The 19,077-nt window shown below is 39.6% G+C and carries 13 protein-coding genes and 1 other annotated feature; of the genes, 2 read left to right on the top strand and 11 right to left on the bottom strand.

Translation table 11 applies throughout. From position 1 onward, the window contains the following. The 5 genes from NSQ62_RS06925 to NSQ62_RS06905 all read right to left on the bottom strand — a co-directional run bounded on the left by NSQ62_RS06925 (nt 1) and on the right by NSQ62_RS06905 (nt 6,847). On the bottom strand, nt 1-132 hold the full coding sequence (locus tag NSQ62_RS06925) for a hypothetical protein (protein ID WP_341323195.1): 132 nt from the start codon (nt 130-132) through the stop codon (nt 1-3). Between the two features lie 305 nt (nt 133-437). Then, nucleotides 438-1,502, bottom strand: a complete 1,065-nt coding sequence (gene rlmN / locus NSQ62_RS06920; protein WP_341323194.1) for a 23S rRNA (adenine(2503)-C(2))-methyltransferase RlmN — start codon at nt 1,500-1,502, stop codon at nt 438-440. A gap of 318 nt (nt 1,503-1,820) precedes the next feature. Beyond that, nucleotides 1,821-3,389, bottom strand: a complete 1,569-nt coding sequence (locus tag NSQ62_RS06915; RefSeq protein ID WP_341323193.1) for a histidine kinase N-terminal 7TM domain-containing protein — start codon at nt 3,387-3,389, stop codon at nt 1,821-1,823. Between the two features lie 376 nt (nt 3,390-3,765). After that, nucleotides 3,766-4,005, bottom strand: a binding site (T-box leader). 20 nt (nt 4,006-4,025) lie between these two features. Further along, a complete protein-coding gene (locus tag NSQ62_RS06910; RefSeq protein ID WP_341323192.1) occupies nt 4,026-5,465 on the bottom strand; it encodes a hypothetical protein in 1,440 nt (479 codons plus the stop codon). A 398-nt stretch (nt 5,466-5,863) separates the two neighbouring features. After that, nucleotides 5,864-6,847 (bottom strand): NADPH:quinone reductase, encoded by a 984-nt coding sequence (locus NSQ62_RS06905; RefSeq protein WP_341323191.1) that lies wholly within the window; start codon nt 6,845-6,847, stop codon nt 5,864-5,866. A 384-nt stretch (nt 6,848-7,231) separates the two neighbouring features. Between NSQ62_RS06905 and NSQ62_RS06900 the strand changes: the two genes are divergently transcribed. Next, entirely contained in the window at nt 7,232-8,416 is a 1,185-nt protein-coding gene (locus NSQ62_RS06900) for an MFS transporter (protein WP_341323901.1), read from the top strand. 4 nt (nt 8,417-8,420) lie between these two features. Further along, nucleotides 8,421-9,698, top strand: coding sequence for an alkaline phosphatase family protein (locus tag NSQ62_RS06895; protein WP_341323190.1), 1,278 nt, complete (start codon nt 8,421-8,423; stop codon nt 9,696-9,698). Nucleotides 9,699-9,743: 45 nt separating this feature from the next. Here NSQ62_RS06895 and NSQ62_RS06890 read toward each other — a convergent pair whose 3' ends face one another. From NSQ62_RS06890 to NSQ62_RS06865, 6 genes are all read right to left on the bottom strand, one after another. After that, nucleotides 9,744-10,802 (bottom strand): alpha/beta fold hydrolase, encoded by a 1,059-nt coding sequence (locus NSQ62_RS06890; RefSeq protein ID WP_341323189.1) that lies wholly within the window; start codon nt 10,800-10,802, stop codon nt 9,744-9,746. A 128-nt stretch (nt 10,803-10,930) separates the two neighbouring features. Beyond that, complete coding sequence (locus NSQ62_RS06885; protein WP_341323188.1) at nt 10,931-11,470, bottom strand: ATP-dependent exonuclease; 540 nt, start codon at nt 11,468-11,470, stop codon at nt 10,931-10,933. A gap of 59 nt (nt 11,471-11,529) precedes the next feature. Further along, complete coding sequence (locus NSQ62_RS06880; protein ID WP_341323900.1) at nt 11,530-11,757, bottom strand: DUF3021 family protein; 228 nt, start codon at nt 11,755-11,757, stop codon at nt 11,530-11,532. Nucleotides 11,758-11,868: 111 nt separating this feature from the next. Next, nucleotides 11,869-13,053: an IS200/IS605 family element RNA-guided endonuclease TnpB gene (tnpB, locus tag NSQ62_RS06875; protein WP_341323187.1), complete on the bottom strand. Its 1,185-nt coding sequence runs from the start codon at nt 13,051-13,053 to the stop codon at nt 11,869-11,871. Between the two features lie 291 nt (nt 13,054-13,344). Next, nucleotides 13,345-17,490, bottom strand: coding sequence for a chitobiase/beta-hexosaminidase C-terminal domain-containing protein (locus NSQ62_RS06870; RefSeq protein ID WP_341323186.1), 4,146 nt, complete (start codon nt 17,488-17,490; stop codon nt 13,345-13,347). 318 nt (nt 17,491-17,808) lie between these two features. Next, on the bottom strand, nt 17,809-19,053 hold the full coding sequence (locus tag NSQ62_RS06865) for a helix-turn-helix transcriptional regulator (RefSeq protein WP_341323185.1): 1,245 nt from the start codon (nt 19,051-19,053) through the stop codon (nt 17,809-17,811). Between the last annotated feature and the right edge of the window lie 24 nt (nt 19,054-19,077).

The raw sequence follows: 19,077 nt of genomic DNA, 5'->3' as shown, positions 1-19,077 counted from the left end.
TTAGCCGCTAATTTTTCTAGCTCGATTGGCCGTGCGTACAAATTCAAAAATTGCATCGAGTGCCGCTTTACTCGAACCCTCCTCAATTTTATGACCAACTTCTTTATATAATTCGACGATTTGTGCATGCATTCCTCCATCTATTGCTGTTTGGGGGATTTTACTGTCAAACGACTTTTCAATAAACTTCAACGTCCGATGAACAAGTTCGCAAAAGCCCCGAGCAATTCACTATTATGACTATAAATAAACTCGCGCCATAAAATCGGCATCTCGCGTTACTGGTGCAACAAAAATAACCATCAAGTCCAGTAAAACTACTGGACTTGATGGTTTATTAAATACCGCACTTACCGGTTCTCCGTAATGTAGCTAAATACAATTTTACCCTCATACCAGTCAAAATGCTCCTTGATAGATGGTTCAATTTATTATTACTACAGTGCGTCTTTTTTAAGTTGTTTGCTTCGTAACTGTCCGCAAGCTGCATCGATATCGGTCCCGTGCTCTTGTCGGATTTTACAATTGACGCCGTTCTTTTTCAATACATCATAGAAAGCTAACACAGATGCTTGCTCGCTTCGTTGGTATTGGCTATGCTCATCTACTGGGTTGTAGGGAATCAAATTGACATATAATTTGTCTTTAATATCCGTGAAAAGCTGCGCAAGCTCTTCTGCTTCTTTTTTATGATCATTGACATCTTTTAATAAAATATATTCGATCGTAATGCGACGATTTTGTTTACTTAAATAATATTCTAGTGATGCCATTAACTTTTCAATTGGCATTGCACGATTGATTTTCATAATACGCGTTCGTAGATCATTATTCGGTGCATGTAATGAAATCGCTAAGTTTACTGGAATCGCTGCATCTGTAAATTCATAAATTTTATTAACGATGCCACTTGTCGAAACAGTAATTCTTCTACCTGCAATCGCAAGTCCTTTATGATCCATCACTACATTTAAGAAATCTAATAAATTATCGAAGTTATCAAATGGCTCACCAATGCCCATTACGACAATATGGCTTACTAGTTCATCTTTTTCTAGTTGATCGAGATGAAGTTGAACATTCATAATCTGTTCGACGATTTCTCCAGCTGATAAGTCGCGACTTTTTGCTAATAATCCACTCGCACAGAAACTACACCCAATATTACAGCCTACTTGCGTCGTAACACAAACAGATAACCCGTATTTATGTCGCATCATAACCGTTTCAATCAAGCTGCCATCCTGTAATTTAAACAAAAATTTAACCGTTCCATCTGCTGCTTCTTGCTTAATATGTTGGGTTAATGTTTGAATTACAAAGTTATCTGCCAATAATTGAACACACTCCGGATGCACATCTTTCATGTTAGAAAAATCCGTTACCCGTTTTCTATAAAGTAAATCCCACACTTGCATTGCTCTAGACGGTTTGTGGCCATGTGCTAAAAGCCACTCCTTCAATTGTTCTAATGTTAATCCATAAATGGATGGTTTATTCATAAATATGCCTCTTTCCTTGATCTTAAAAATCATTTCATTATAATGTTTATTCTACTCTGTGAGAACGAAGTTATTATAATAAAACGATTATATATAAATTTACTCTTAACATCTTAACTCAATTTTAAAGATAAAACCACCCAGGACACTGTCATAACAGCATCCTAAGTGGCCAATTCAAAAACCGTACTTTCTTATGGTACGGTTCACCGTAATATATCTATGTGCGGTTTCTATATTATACATATATACAAATCTAAGGATGTCTCTACTTCTTTTACGACCAGCTCTATATGTTGATTTTTTTAATGGGGTTCTCTACACTTTTTTCATTAAATACTGTTCTTTTATATTCTTTTTATCCTCATACATACGCGTATCGCAAGTATGATAAAGAAACTCATAATCCATACCATCTTCTTCAATAAAAGCAACTCCAATACTTGGCACAACTTCAATTTCGATGTCGTCTTGCTTATACAAGTTCTCCTGGAATACATAACGTACCTCATTTATTTGCTTTATAAACTTTTCCTTTGATTCAATTTGCTCAAAAAACATAATAAATTCATCGCCACCTAAACGTGCTAATATATGGGGATTTGGTAAATTTTCACGCCAGCACTTTGCTGTGAAAACTAACACATTATCTCCTGTTAGATGGCCGTATACATCATTGATTTCTTTAAAAAAGTTTAAATCACATAGCATTAATGCAGCATCTTTTTTTCTGGACTGTGCCAACTTTCGTTTTACTTCTTCTTCAAAATAAGTACGATTATATAGTCCTGTTAGTATGTCGTGATGGGCTAAATATTCATATTGTTTGGATTGCTCACGTAAACTTTCCTCGTATTTTATAGATTCTGTAATGTCATGCAATATAAACATTTTGCCAATTGGCTTATTATTATTTCCATTTACAAATGAAAAATGAACATTATAATACTTTTCTCTCAGTTGCATTGATTGTGTTGTTAAGCTATCTATTTCTGATTTACGCTCAATAAATTGTACTAGAGGGGGGAAATGAGATAGTACTTTTGCTGCCGAGTTACCAATCAACTTTTTATTAGGTAATTGTTCAAACAATCTATTAGCAGATTTATTATAGATTTTTAAATTATTATCTATATCAAAAATAATTACAGCATCATTTATGGATTCAAAAACTTTTTTCATAGCTAGAGGGGATAATTTCAGCAGATTAAATTGGTAAATTCCCCATAAGTAAAATAAAGAAGAAAATACAAGTCCAAAAGGAGATATATCGATTGGTACTTTTATAGCACCCATTGAATGGATGAATGGAAAACCAAATACAAACAAAGAGCCGATCAACATAAGGGCTGCTTGCTTTTTTCTTTCTTTATTTGACTTAAAATAAAAGTAGACTAATATTGCTATACCAACTAAATGGTAGCTATATACATAGCCAATATGTATATAAAATAATGGACCTCTATCTAAAATAATAAGTGGAAATCCTTGAGAAAAATCTAAAGCAGCGCTCTTATAAAATAAATGATGCCATTCATTTGTAAAATGGGCACTTAACGTATAGAGTGGACCGATTGATAATAAAGCTATCGTTTTTTTCGTCAAAAATCTTTCATTACCTGTGAATTGTAATATCATGATTACCCAAATAATCGGTGCAAAAGGAATACCTATATATTGAATATGTATCCAAAACATCATCTGATCAATTGTCGTACTTAAAAGTTGAAAAGCATATCCAAATGTATAAAAGAAAGCAGCTATCACACCTAAGCCATAACTAATAGAAATAGGGCTTTCTCTATTTTGCCAAGCATAATATAGCAATATCATGAAGCAAAAAATAAAAAGAAATAAAATGGATGAAAGTATAAAGTTATAGCTCATAATGTGAATTCCTCCGATAGAGTCTATCTGTAAATACTAAACGATATGGGTGATTATGTAATTACGTAAATTAAAAAATCCATTTTTTAGTATGTACACTCGTAATGTTATCATATGGTTTCTTATTTACAATATTATTTTCTTATGCTTGTTAGTGATTCAATCACCAGTGCTCACCCATCCTCACTTATCTTGTTACTTGCATGTATCGTCTCCTTTCAGAAATTAGAAGATTTTAAAAGACATACCCTCACATCTTTTTCCCTACAAATTGGTGAAATTCTCCCTTTCAAAAGCGCCCCGCTGTATGCATCCGTTTTCCCAACGTACCCTCAAAACATACAAAAAAACAAAAAACGCCCTAACCGCAAAATGCGATTAGGACGAAAAATTCGTGTTACCACCTAAATTTACAAATCGCTCACACGATTTGCCTCGGTCATTACAGGTTCATACTGCTGCTGTTGTAACGAGTACATCTCTCGTAAGTAGCCTACTAGTTTTCGGTACTTTAGCTCAAAGGCCTTGTTCAGTAATCGTTGTTTGCTTTATTTCCACTATCAAAAGCTCTCTATGAAACGCTCAACTATTTACTCTTCCTCATCAACGCTTTTTGTTTCAAAAAAATTCGAACATTTACTTTTTATAATAATTCACGATTGCCAGCGCACTTACATTATCCGGGTTGTCTTGTAAATAGGCTTGTGCTTCTTCTAACCACTTTGGATCACGGCTAATTTCCTCAATCACCGTTTCTACCGCTAGCTTTTCATGCGGCTTCCAGTTGTAATCAAAGCGCCCTTCCCAAATATCTTCCGGTTCATTTACATAAGCTGCAATTTGCGTGAGCGTATAAAAATGCAGCATCGTTAAGCCATGTCTTTTTGCGTGCTTTGTAAAGCGCATTAACACTTGGCCCGCATACTCATATTCGTCCATTTGACGGTACTGACCTTCATATAACAACGCTAAAATAAGCTTGCCCGTGCCTTCGAATACTTCAGCAGAAATGGTATCTTCATGTAGTTCAATATCCAGCTTGCCTTTATCCGCGCATTGCAGTGCGGCTTGGCTCCCTGGTACGGTTTCGTCAATGCCATCTGTTAAAAACCAAAGACGGATTTCTTCACGGTCCGGCTCTAAAAAGTTCAGTGCCTCCAGCTTACCCCAATCAGTCACCTGTTTTGCGATGTCCCAAATCGTGGCATTTGCACGCTCTGTCGCATTAAAGAGAGCAAATAATGCCACGCCCGTGAATTCTTCATGTAGGGCAATCAGCTTTAAGCGCTCTTTGAATGGCTCGCAATCCGTAGTCGCCAGTACCATCAACGCAAACTTCACGACTTCACGGTGCGCGGCATGGTCAAGTAGCCATAGCGCTTCTTGCTGTACCTGCTTGTCATCCTTTTCAACTTCCGTAAAATGACCTAAAAATTCTTGGAAATAGCTAATCACTTTTTCTTCTAGAATTTTTTCATATGTTGCTTTTCGCGTTGCCTCTGTTGGATTTTTCATTTGCTCAGTAAATAGCTTTACGAGTTTTTTCGGGTACGAGGCAAGTACGAGCTCATCCGTTAGTTGATCGCCAAAACCTGGTGCTAAACGTGGATGGTTTTCGTCGAATAATAATCCATCATCCGGTAGCTCTTTATTTATAATTTTCCCGTGCTCCGCAAATTGCTTCTCTAAATACGGCACAATCGCTTCTTTATTGTTCCACGGTACTGGATTCAGCTGGAGCGTTTGAGTTTCGGCCAGTAGCTTCTTGCCATCCACCTTAATGACAACATGAAACTTAATAAAGCCACCAACCTTAACATACACTTTATGTGCCTTGCCATCTCGCCCTGTAAACGTTCCTTTTAATTTTGAATACGGAATAATATGTGACCAAATTGACTGACGAACATTTTGTGCAATGACTTCGCCGTCAACAAGTATCGTTTCTTCGAGCATTTTATTTATAAATTCAATTTTGTGCCCGTCAAAATCAAGCACAATGTGTTTTTCAACTTCCTTTGCTACATCATTTGTTGCGTTACGCATTTCGCGTTTTAGTTCTTCTTTTAATCCCAATCCATTCGCTCCCTTTTTAACAAATACTCTTCCATCATACCAGTCTTTCGGATGCAATGTCATATTACTAGGAAATCGAATGGAAATTACTCCTAAGCTACCGTTATTGTTAATTATTTTGTTCTTCACCTTAGTTGGACAGTTGGGGATGACAAGATAAAAAATAAACTTTTCTAATTGAATTCGTTCTGCTCCTTTACGATTCGAGATGGTTTTAGCCCCAAGTCCGTTGTACTGCGTTCCGGGGCAGGCTTTTCTGGGGGCGTGGCTCTAATGCTTTCATGCCGTAGCCCGCAAATCAATCAAGTAAAATTCTATTAGAAAAAGCAACCTATGTTATGGTGTTAAACAAAAAAAACCGCCTATTTGATTACAATTCAAATGGACGGCTCTACTTTTTATTCGATTGTTAGTATTACTTTCCCATTATGCTCGCCAGCCATGACTGCATCAAATGCTTGCCCTACATCAGCTAGTGCGTATCTGTGGCCAACAATTGGTGTTAGTTTATTTGCATTCAGTAGCATCGTCACGCTCGTCATCAACACATGGTGCATATCATCTGTTAAATTAAACAGCACCATACCCGTCACGTCACATTCCTTTTGCATAATGACACGCGGATTAATCGTCACTTCCCCGCGGTTACCAACTATAATAATTTTGCCAAACTCTGCAATGAGCTGTAAATCCGTTGCTAAATTTTCATTCGCTAAAAATTCAATGATGATGTCAGGTCTATTGCCATTCGTTAATTCAAGTACCGCTTCCACATTGTCAGGGGTTAAATGATCCACGACATAATCCGCACCAGCCGCTTTCACTAGAGCTTTCCCTTCCTCACGACTAGCTGTTCCAATGACAAGCGCACCAATCGATTTCGCAATTTGCACGGCCTGTAAGCCAACCGCGCCACTTGCCCCGTGTATGAGCACGGTATGATACGCCTCGACATGTCCCTTTTGCACAACGGCACGAAACGCCGTTAATGCCGGGATACCAAGTGCCGCGCCTTGTTCAAAGCTAATATGCTCTGGCAGCTGCATCACAAAATGCGCATCACAAATGACCATCTGTGCAAACGTTCCTGTCGTTTTACCCGGAAGGCTTGCGACAAATACACGGTCGCCCACTTGTACATCCTTCACAAGCGCACCAATTTCCTCTACTACGCCTGCACCGTCTAATCCCGGCGTATATGGTAAAGCTGGTTTGATGGCATATGTACCTGTTGACGTATAGACATCACTCGGATTGACACCTGCTGCATATACTCTTACTTTCACTTCGGTCGGTTCAATCGGTCGTAACGTCACATCTGCTAGCTGTAAATTTTCTGATGGTCCAAAGTTTTTCATTTCGATCGCTTTCAATTTACTCACCCCATACCCTTAATAAGTTAAGAATAGTAAAAAATTTCACTTTTGTATATGGTCGCTAGATATTTTAGGGGATAGCAATTACAAAAAGCTACTATCTGATCAAGTGACCGCTCAAGATAATCCATTCACTTCCAATAATAAACGCTGCATCTTACCCCTTCTTTCAAGTAAGTCACGTCTGTTTCTCCTATATTTATTTTCTGTAAATAAACCACTATAATTCCAATAACTTTCCATCGAAATGGTATACTATTTCAAAGAACTCATTATTTTTTGCGTCGCGCATGCGGCAACTATTATTATGATGGGAGGTTGATACGTTTGAAGCTTACAAAAGAGGAAAAATCATGGATCCTTTACGATTGTGGGAACTCTGCCTATTCAATGGCGATTACAACCGCGCTGTTTCCAATTGTCTTCGGCATGTTTAACGGGGTCAACAACATGGACTTGGGCTATTTTAATTCACTTGCCAGCATCTTAGTTGCCGTGCTTAGTCCGATGCTTGGCGCCTTTGCAGACTACAAGGACAAGAAAAAGCGGTTCTTTACGTTTTTCGCGCTAGTCGGCATTATATCTACGCTTTCATTCGCGTTTATCGCACCAGAAAGCGGACAGTGGCAGCTCCTCATTGTCATGTACATTTTATCGTGTGTTGGTTTCGCTGGGGCAAATATTTTCTATGACTCGTTTTTAGTGGACGTTACAACCGATGAAAAGATGGATAAAGTATCAACTTCTGGCTTTGCATTTGGCTATATTGCCAGCTGTATTCCATTCGCTATCAGCTTAGTCGTCATTTTCGTAATGGGTATGGACAAAGCAATCGGCTATCAAATCGGCTTTTTCATTACAGCGCTTTGGTGGGGGTTACTGACAATTCCGATGATTAAGGATGTAAAGCAGCGTCATTATATCGAGCCGGAGCCTAATCCAATTGGCAATAGCTTTAAACGTCTCGGCAGTACATTTATGCAAATTAAAGATTATAAAATCGTCTTCCTATTTTTAATTGCTTACTTCTTATACATTGACGGTGTTGATACGATTATTAAAATGGTCGTGCCGTATGCGACAAGTGTGCTCGGTGCGGATTCACTTGATATGTTTATGCTTCTAGGAATTTTACTCGTCATTCAAATTGTCGCGTTCCCGTGTGCGCTTCTGTACGGCTCACTCGCGAAAAAATATTCAACTCGCACGATGATTATAGTCGGCATAAGTACGTATATCATCGCGTGTATTGCCGCGTTTTTCATTTCAGAAATGTGGCATATTTTCGTGCTTGGTGTGATGATTGGTTCAGCACAAGGCGGAATTCAAGCGCTGAGTCGTTCGTATTACGGAAAAATTATTCCGAAAGAACGTTCCAATGAATTTTTTGGCTTTTATAATATATTTGGGAAGTTTGCAGCCATTATCGGACCATTTTTAATGGCGCTGACAACAACATTAACAGGCGTTGCGAAATACAGTATTTTATCGATTATTCCATTATTCATTTTAGGGTTAATCGTCTTTTTAATGCTACCAAAGGACGCTACGACGCGCCAACAGACAGCGAGGTAATGTTATGGGAAAAAAACACTGTATCGTAATATCCTACGATGCCTTTTCACAGGACAACTGGGCAGCCGCAAGCAAGCTGCCCCATTTAAATAGCTTAATTACGCGCGGTACGACTACAACACAGGTGAAAAGTGTGTATCCGACCTTAACGTATGTGATTCATTCATCGTACGTAACCGGCAACTATCCGGATAAGCACCACGTTTTTCACAACAACCCATTCCAACCATTTGTCCCTGAAAACGATCAGGACTGGCACTGGTTTTTACGCGATATCAAAAGCCCGACCATTTTCGAGGCAGCTCGAAAAAAAGGATTAAAAACCGCCGCGCTTTTGTGGCCGGTATCAGGCAAAGCACCGATTACGTATAACATCCCTGAAATTCGTGCGGTGCGTGGTGAAAACCAGGCACTGAAAATTTTAAAAAGCGGCAGTAAGCTCTATACACTGGCACTCGAGCTGAGATATGGCAAGGTGCGGCAAGGTATCGAGCAACCGTATTTAGATGATTTCACAACCCTTTGTGCAGTCGATACGATTAAAAACAAAAAGCCAGAACTGTTACTACTGCATTTAATTGATTTAGATGACAGCAAACATTTAAAAGGTACACGTGGTGCGCATATTGATGAGGTACTTGCACGGATGGATCGTCGGATTGGCGACATCATTCACGCAACAAAAGAGGCTGGCACATATAAGGATACAACTTTCATCGTCGTTGGAGATCATAGTCAATTAGATGTGCGCTATAAGGTGTATTTGAATCGTTTATTTGCCGATCAGGGGTTAATATTTGAACTCGATGGTATGCCGCATTGGCGTGCTTATGTGCAGGCTGCAGGTGGTTCAGCGTATTTACATGTCCGACCTGGTGATACAGAAGCGTTTGAATTAGCGATACAGATTTTACACGATGCCGCACGCGAGGAGCGCTACGGGATTGAAGCGATTTTTGACAAACATGCTCTTGAGGCATTGCATGTTGATCCGCGCTTTGACGTCATGCTTGAAGCACGTGTTGGCTTTTGTTTTGACGACGATTATAAAAGCGAGGTCATTGTGGATTTACATGCACAAGGTGACGTCTATGCAACGCACGGCTATCTTCCTAGTAAGCCTGGTTATACAAGTAATCTCATAATGGCTGGGCCAACTGTTAAACAGGGTGTTGCGTTAGGTGAAGTGAGCGTCGTTGATATTGGCCCGACGATCGCCTATTTGCTTGATTTACCCCTTGGAGAAACCGATGGACGTGCTTTGAAAGAGGCGTTTGATTAAAGCGAAAGGCTAAAGGAATTTAGTACGTTTCCTTTAGCCTTTTTATTATACCGTTACTTCTGAAGCAAGTAGTTCACTTAAATGCTGATCTATTTGATTGAAGTACTCTGCTCCATCTGCGCCAAACAACCCGAAATGTCCACAAATGCTTGATATAATTTTCAATTCGCTATTTGGAATTAACGCTTGCTCTGCTGCACAATCACGTACTGGGAAGAACATATCCTCATCAATTGGCATGACAATTACTTTGGCTGTAATACGCCCAAGTGCGGCAGCCAAATCACCATTAGTATGACGGCTCACATCACCCCGTTGCCATTTCCATCCCATCGTTAATAATGAATTTGGATCAAGCGATTGGAATAATGGCTGTAAAAATCCATTAGTAAATTGTTCCGCTGTTTCTACCCCGAACATCTTCCACTTTTCTTGTTGATAAAATTCTGTACTAAGTCCCATCACAGCCCAAATATCTGCATGGCGTTTTAATCCATCTGCCACTTCTGTATGCGAAGAATAATTCCCCCCATTCCAACCTGGGTCTGATGTAATGGCGTCTAGTAATGTTTGTGTAAAAATGAAGTCATGTACTGTATTTTTTGCTGTCCCTGCAATCGGTGCAGCTCGTTTCACCATATCTGGATAACGAACAGCCCATTCATATGTTTGCTGTGCCCCCATTGAACCGCCCACAACTAGCGCAAGCTCTTTAATGCCAAACATTTCAGTAATGAGTTGATGTTGCGCACGTACATCATCACCAATTCTCACATGTGGAAAATTCGCCATTGCAATTGGTTCAGGGCTGTTATGCGGAGACGTCGAAACCCCATTACCAATTTGATTAATAACGACAATAAAATACTTTTCTGGATCTAGTGCACGTCCTGGTCCAATGTAATTGTCCCAATCACGGCTTGTCCCTGAAAACCATGTTGGAATCAAAATAGCATTCGATTTGTCCGCATTTAATTCACCATGCGTTACATACGCAAGCTGCAAATACGGAATAACGCCACCTTCTTCTAATTGAAATTCTCCAACATCAAAAAACTCATAAGGTCCGATATTTTCGCGCGAGTAAAAATCATTGTCTAACATGAACTCTCCTACCCTTCTCGTAAAATGGACTACACTTTAAGTATAGGAAATTCAGTTAAATATTACAATTTTCAGAATTTAATAAATTAAAAAATACGTATGGAATTATTTTTCCACACGCATACATATTATTTCTTCTCGTACTCGTTATACGGCACTTCTAGCTTTTGTGCCATCAGATAAATATAACTCGTTGCCGTTACTTTATCTTCTTCCACAATTATTTCCTCGCCATTTTTGCCCTTGAAAATATACTCCCCTACCGAATCAGGCACAAACGCTAATTCAACTACTTCGATTTCAGACCACTGTAGGGTTTGTGAACCAATAAGTTGATTTTTATGCACTTCTGTTTCGTTAATGGCCGTATAATTTTCAATTGAACTATAGACAGTAGCCGCGCCAATCACTACAAGTACGACACAACCAATATACGTTACCACATGCTGCTTCCAAGACAGCAACGCAAAACCCGCCGCAAGAATCGCAAAGCCAATTAAAATTACTTTCACATTTCCGGTAAATGAATAAATATAAAACCAACCGCGATCCGTTAAAAATAAATCAGGAACCGTCATCGGCATAAAAATGGCAAATATCGGTGAAATGACAATAAACGTAATTGCCACAAGCGCAAACACTAAGCGCGGTGAATATTTTTTAAACATTAAATCCCTCCAAACATTTGAAAATTTCAGTCTCTTTAAATTATACCATAATTTAACTGTTAATCACCACGTTGCTTAAGTAAAGCGTTTAATTCATCCGCTTCTTTTTTTAAATTCATGTAGTTAATAAACCAAACGACTACAAAAATAATCGATACAGTGACACCATACTCTATAAGTTGTGACCACGTAAGGGGAATAATATCAAGCCAAATTGATATAAGTATGACCGTTGCGACTGTTGTTCCGTAATGCAAAAGGACCTTAACTTGATATAAGCCATTTATTTGATAATTGAACTACCCCCACCTACGCATGCGCTTAGAGGTGGGGGATTCCTACGACCACCAGCGTATCCGCCAGTTACTTTAGTAGGCTAACCCCGTTGTCCCAACGGTTTAGGAAGCACTTAGACGTGCTGCTTCCTTTTGAATATTGATACTTGCGTTCAAGTCGCGGTCGTGCTGTGCGTGACAATTTGGACATGTCCACGCACGTAATGCCAGTTGTTTCACTTCTTTGTGCTGATAGCCACAGTTGGAACACAGCTGGCTACTCGCAAAGGTTTTCCCCACGACAATGACTTGTTTGCCGTACCAATTCGCTTTGTATTCGAGTAGTGTTCGAAACGTTGCCCAACTGACTTCGGCAATCGCTTTGGCTAGGTGGTGATTTTTTAACAGATTGGCTACGCGCAAATCCTCCAACCCAATGACATCGTGGTTTTTGATGAGATGAGTCGTGATGTTGTGCAAGTAATCCATGCGCGCATTCGTGATTTTTTCGTGGATGCGCGCCACTTTTTGTTTTTGCTTTTGGTAATTTTTCGCCTCGTGTAAAGGGCAATTGCGTTCGACAGCGAGACGCCGACGATCCGCTAACTTTTTTTGTTCTTTCGCTAGCTTCGCTTCGAGTGTCCGGAAAAAACGGGGATTGTCGTACACCGTGCCATCTGACAGCACCGCAAACTGCTTGATGCCTAAGTCAATCCCAACCGTTGAACCGGTTTTAGGCAGCGTGTGCATCTGTACTTCCGCTAAAATGGCGATGAAATACTTGCCACTTGGATTTCGTCGAATCGTGACCTGTAAGATACGCCCGTTGACCTCGCGACTTTTCGCGAATTTGACCAGCCCAAGCTTGGGTAATTTAATGTGCCGACCTTGGATAACAATATTATCATTCACATATTTCGTTGTATACGATTGGACGGGATGGCGTTTTGATTTAAAGCGTGGGGCTTTGTTTTGTTTTTTGTAATAGCGTGTATAGCCATCACTCATGTGCTCCACAGCGGCTTGAAGGGCGATGCTGTCGACTTCTTTTAAGAACGGATAGGCTTGCTTTAAATGAGGTAGTTTTTTGATATTGTCGTACTTTTTAAAGAACGTTCCTTGCCACGTGTTTTGAGGCAATTGGCCGGCTTGGAAAAGTTCTTCGGTGACGTGCCAGTAGTGGTCCTGTTGTTTTTGTTCGGCCAACAGCTGATTGAAAACAAAGCGCGCACAGCCAAACGTTTTATTAATGAGAATTTCCTGCACTTTCGTTGGGAAAATACGAAATTTAAAGGCTTTATGCTTCATGAGACACCTCCTTTATACAGAATAGTAAGATATCTTAATTATAGCACATACGTTCGCATTCAGACAAGCATTTTGGCTAATCCCAACCGCCATTCATCCCCCACTTACTCATTGGGCGATTCCCCTGCGCATTCATTGAAGTGGGGGTTTTCTGGCGGAAGAATGATAAAATGCATGTTGGCACCGAAAAACGACCTGTTAAAATAAAAAACGTGCGAAAGCGTCCTTTAGCCTAGACGTAGAAAAAACCATCACATGAGTTGTTCTCACATGATGGTTCTCTTCACCGTCTTACTTAAACTCTATTTCAGACTTAACCGCGCCCTTGACGTAAGTGATTTTCACGCCAACAGGTAAATTGCGTATTTCTTTCACATGTTTACCTTCAATAATAATTTCGCCCATTTGCGTGCCTTTAAAATCAATGACCGCATTACCTTTTTTCGGACTAATAATTACGGTTTTATCGGCAAATCCGACACCGTGGAATTCAGCGTATTCACTAAATACCGCAATCCCATTTTTAATAGTCGTATTTTCACCTAATGTCAGTGAAATGCTTGGGCGATTCATAATTAATTTACCGGTTTTGTAATTACTATAGCTATATACATCTTCAGGTATGATTGGCTGAGCTTCCTCTTTCCCTGCTTTCAAATCAATTTGCACTAATACCGGGTCATGGTCAGATGCACGACCTTGCGCTTCGGTAAAGTTCGCATTCATATGAATCAAATCAATCTCAGTCACATCCGCAAGATTATTTGAAACTAAAATATGATCTAGCACTTGGTTATTTCCTTGGAAGTAGTACGTGAAACGATCTTCCTCTTGTGCCCGGTCAACCATATTTGTTAAAACGCCACCTTTTAACGTTGCCAATGCTGGTGTGAATTCAAAGTCATTCATATCACCTGCAACGACAATATTTAAGTCAGGATTTTTTGCAAGCCCCTGAGCGATAAAGTCATTCATTGCTTGTGCCAGTTGCAAACGTTCCGCTACAGAACCTAAAACCGGCGGCTGGGTTGGTCCCCATAACGAATCGTCCCCACCCTTCGAATTTAAGTGAGCCCCGATAACAATGATGCGTTCTTGCTGGAACTCAAATTCTGCCGCAATTGGTTTACGTGTATCAACAAATTTTGAAGGATCCACAAAACCTGGATTTAATGTTAGGTTTCCATCTGCAGTCCATGCATTCGCTTGATCACCTGTTCCTTTTGTTCCTTCCACTAACGACACGCGTGTTGGGTTATACAAGTATCCGACACGAATATTTCCGCCTGGTGCACCGCCTACCGTATTATTAATTGGCATAACGTCAATCCAGTCATAAGCAGGTCCGCCCGCAGCCTTGATCGCATTGATTAAACGCATATAACTTTCCGAGGCATCGGCATTACCTGAATCGGTTTCCCCATCATTGTCTTGTACTTCCACTAATGTAATAATGTCCGGTGATTTCATGTTGTAGACAAAGGTTCCTGCAATTTTCGCTACTTTTTCATCCGATGTATTGGCTGTGTTATTCGAGAAGTTTTCGATATTGTATGCCGCAACATTTAACTTGTCTGCTACCGGTACAAGATGTGTCACCTCTTGCTGAATATTCGCCTTCGTTACATCCGGGAATAGTTTGTTCGTATTCAAGCGATAGCCATCCGTGAAGTTCTCCACGAATCCGATTAGCGCCTCATTAAAACGATCACCAGACTCATAGTTCTTCCCCGCTACCCCTTCAAGCATAATTTTTTCTGGGTTGTAATCATCGGCCGCGATATTTAGACCGCCATTTACGTTAAATAGGTTGTTTGTTGTGCTTGGTACCACAATCGGCGAATCATTGTTATAGATTGGTCCGATCACCTGTGCTTCTGGGAATGAAACACGCATGTACTCGATTGACTCCCAAAAATCAATACCGTCCTCATCGGGATCAAACATTGCAAAACTATCATTGTCGATAATTTTATTCGGTGGGAATAAATCCTCGCCCATAACTAGAAATTCTGGAATTTGGTCTGTTCCTGTTTTTGTAATCAGTGTTGCTGAAATTTGTGTATCTTTTAATCGCGTGTTGCCTCCAGCTTCTGTTACATTGCCGGTTACTTTTACGGCATCCCCTAGCACGATTCCATGAGCGGATTTATTCACTTTAATTGCCGTTGATTTTACGCCATCGAATGTTGAACTATCTTTTTCTTGCATAATAAAGTTAGAAGAGTCCAACACAAACGTTACGATTCCTTCCACATCACTTACCGTTAAATCGATATATGGGGATGTGTGACTTGCCCCCTGAATATCACGAATTGTGGCGTTTTCCGTGTCAATAATTTCATAGACAAATGTCGCAATCGCACTGTTTGTTAACCCTTCTTTTACAGCAATTGCTTTAATTGTCATTGGATTATTTACGGTAATGCCATCTGTATACTTTGTACTTGATACTGTTGGTGTTGAGCCATCCACTGTGTAGTAAATTGTCGCATCTGCTGTAATGGTATATAGCGTTACCTTCGTACCAGCCGTTACGCCACCTGTGTGAGATGCTTGGATGTTTTGAACCTTTGTTGTATCTTCAATAATGCGGATTGGCAACAGTTGATGATTTGTAAACTGCCCAACAATCCCTGTAACTTCACCATATGTTTTTCCGGCAACTAAGCCTGAATCTCTTGTTTTATCGTAAATCGCAAATGAACCCGCCGTGTCTGTTCCAGTAAAGTTTTGCCCTGAACCTGTAATGGCTACATTTTGAAGTGTTACAAATCTAGACTCATTTTCTTCGGCAATTCCTGCACTTGTAATGACTTGTGGCGCTGGCATTGTAGATGGAACTGGTGAACCTACAAGTGAGATATTTGTTAATTGCTTTAACCCGCTATATTCAGCCACTTTCCCTTGAACCGTCACGCGATCTCCAACAGTTGCAGAAAGACTATCAGCCGGGTAAATCGCAATCGCTGCACCCGTTTCATCTTGGATATGGGCAGTTGCTGTTTCTAATTTTGCTGTAACAATCCCTGAGACAATGACATCTTGCCCGATTATTGCGTTACGCGCTTCGTCAATTGAAATAACTGTCGCTTCCGTTTTCACGGTATAAGCGAATGTAGCAACATTACTCTGATCTAAGTCTGTTGCCGTAGCGAATGCTTTAATCGTCAGCGCTTCATTTACAACAATTCCCGTTGCCACGTCGTAAACTGCACTTGCTGTAGTTGGTTCCGAACCATCCACCGTGTAATAAATTGTTGCATTTGGTGTTTCTGTTGTTAAAGTAACCTTCGTGCCTGCAAAAATTTCGCCCGCCACTGGAGAAGCTTTCACATTCGCCACTTGTGTCGGAATATCGTTTTCTACTAAGCTAAAACTTTCCGCGCCAAGCGTTTTTAATTGATACGTGCCATTAAAGATAGCAGCAATTCCTGTAATCGTTACAACATCATTGTTGTTATAACCGTCTGCTTCAAAATTGGCCAATTGATAGCCCGTACGATTATCATGACGCACTAATAATTCATTGTTTGCTGCATCCACTGCTTTAAATTCAAACGTGCCAAATGTACCCGAAGCTTTTAACTCCTTAATCGTCACATTTTCAATCGTAATTAACTCACCTTGTGTACTGTCATCAGCAATCGGTAAATTCACAGTTTGTGGTGCAGGTACGGTCCCAGTTGCAATGCGTTCAATTGTTGGTGAATTAAACTGGACTTCCCCATTAAATAAAGTTGTTTTCCCTGTGATTTTTACGATGTCCCCAACGGTTAAATTTCCTGCTTCTGCAGAACTCGAGAAAACATAAACCCCTGCCGAATCATCCTGCACGTAGAAGGCTTTTCCACCCCAGTTACCAGGTTTTGTAGTCACCGTTCCTTGAATTTGAACGGTTTGGTCAGTACCTACAGCTGCTCGAGCTTGAGCAATAGTCGACTCGTTACCAGTTGGGTCGGTAGGGTCCGTTGGTTCATTTCCAACAAAGGCCATCGAAGACAACGATTTTAATCCAGCATGATTGCCAAAATATTTTTCAAGTGATCCCGATATGATCACTTTTTTACCTAAATTACTCGGATTCGTTTTTAATCCGAAGTCCGCTCTGTACGAACTAGGTGAAGCCGGGAGCTGTATATATAACATTTTCGTAACATCGGTTTCATCCGGTGACGCGGCAATCGCAACATTTGTATCACTTTCCGCTACCACCACATACGATGTTTCACTTTTGGCAAACCCTACTATATATCCCTCTACTGTCACATTTGGTTTTACTAAGGTGGCATCAAACTGCGCGAGTGCCTCGTCAACGCCAATAGCCCCTGTCGTTTCTGCCTGTACAACAGCAAAGTGAGGTGAAATCATCGAAATGATAAGTAAAAATGATAATGCAATCTTAGAAAAGACAGAGGTGAATCCATTTTTCTTCATTCGTTTAGCTCCTTTAGATTTCTTTAATTTGGCTATCCAAAAGTATGTCTACCATAATTTTGGTTAACGTATTAATTTTAACAGCTACATATTAAATATATTGTAGAATTATGCGAATTTTTTAAAATATAAGAGAAATCCATATTTGCTACTATTTTTTATGGGGTTAGTAGATTACTATATGCCTAGGTTTTTGGATATAGGACGGTTCTGTTGGCTCGTTTTATTTGAGCACCTTGTACACATACAATTTAGCACCAAAAAACGACCTGTTAAAATGAAAAAACCATCACCCCAATATTGAGTGATGGCTTGTAACTACATAATTTTTTTATAGGCTTCATGAATAAATTTCTTATCATATAAATCTTTTAAATCTTTCACACCATCTACCGCGTATAAAATATCACGCTTGGCATTTTCAATATCTCCAAGTTCAAAATAACATAACGCACGAATTGCATATGAACGGTAAAGACGGACTAAATCGATTGGATGATGGTTTTGCTCTGGCATACGAATATGTTTTAGTTGCTCCAGTGCTTCTTCAAAACGACCTAATTTCCAGTAAGCATACCCATATTCACCATGGAAGAAATGATTGGCATCCGCATAAACTTCCTCTGGCAAAAATGATTGATCAAATGTAGTGGCAATTGTTTTTTCATAATCTTTTTCAATCGAATTAATATAAAATAACGTCAATAACTGCTCCACATATAATTCAATTGGATCCTCTAATATACTTGTCATTGCATGAATCTTATCTATATAATACTTCGCCTTTTCAACATTGTCCTCTTCACAATAACTGACAAACAAAAAGCGATAGAAGTCATTCAATCGATAAATAACCTTTTTCTCTTTCGCAATCGTTAAGGCCATTTCTAAATAATTTTCAGCCTTTTCATTTTCATTAATCGCCGCGTACATCACTGTAATATTGTAATACAAATCTAGTTTTTCAAGTACGCCAATTAAATGATCATATTTATCCACATATTTCTCCGCCTCAATTAACACGTCAAGCGCAGCTTCATATGCACGCTTTTCGAATTCATAGATGGCTAAACGGCTATATACGTTTAAAATTTTCGAATAGGCATGCACCTTCTCATACATCTGAATAATGTCATAGTATACATCCGTTGATTCGTCTATTTTTAAGCGATTGCGCATCACTACATACGTTTCATATAATGACACTTCTTCATATGTTTGTCCCTTTAATTTGCCTTCCTTCACATAAGGATCAATCAAATCCAAGAGATTTTGATAAAGCTGCATATACTTTTCTTTTACGTATTCATTATTAATTGCAAGTCGCAATGCCTCAACCTGCTTATATAATTCACGAATTTCATTTACTTCACCTGTTTGCATCAGCTCCGACACATCAATCCCTAGCTGCTTGGCAATATGCTGCAAGCTTTCCATTGAAGGCTGGGCCTTGCCGTTTTCAATTAAACTAAGCATCCCTTTTGATAATTTGTCACCCGCCACTTCGGCAAGCGTCATTTTACGCTCTTTACGAAGTCGTTTAATTTTTTCACCTAAATTCATCACGTTGCCACCTCACTAAAAACA

The organism is Solibacillus sp. FSL H8-0523 (assembly GCF_038051985.1).
Lineage (GTDB): Bacteria > Bacillota > Bacilli > Bacillales_A > Planococcaceae > Solibacillus.
The sequence above is the reverse complement of the archived record's forward strand: the minus strand, read 5'-3'. Positions and strand labels throughout refer to the sequence as shown.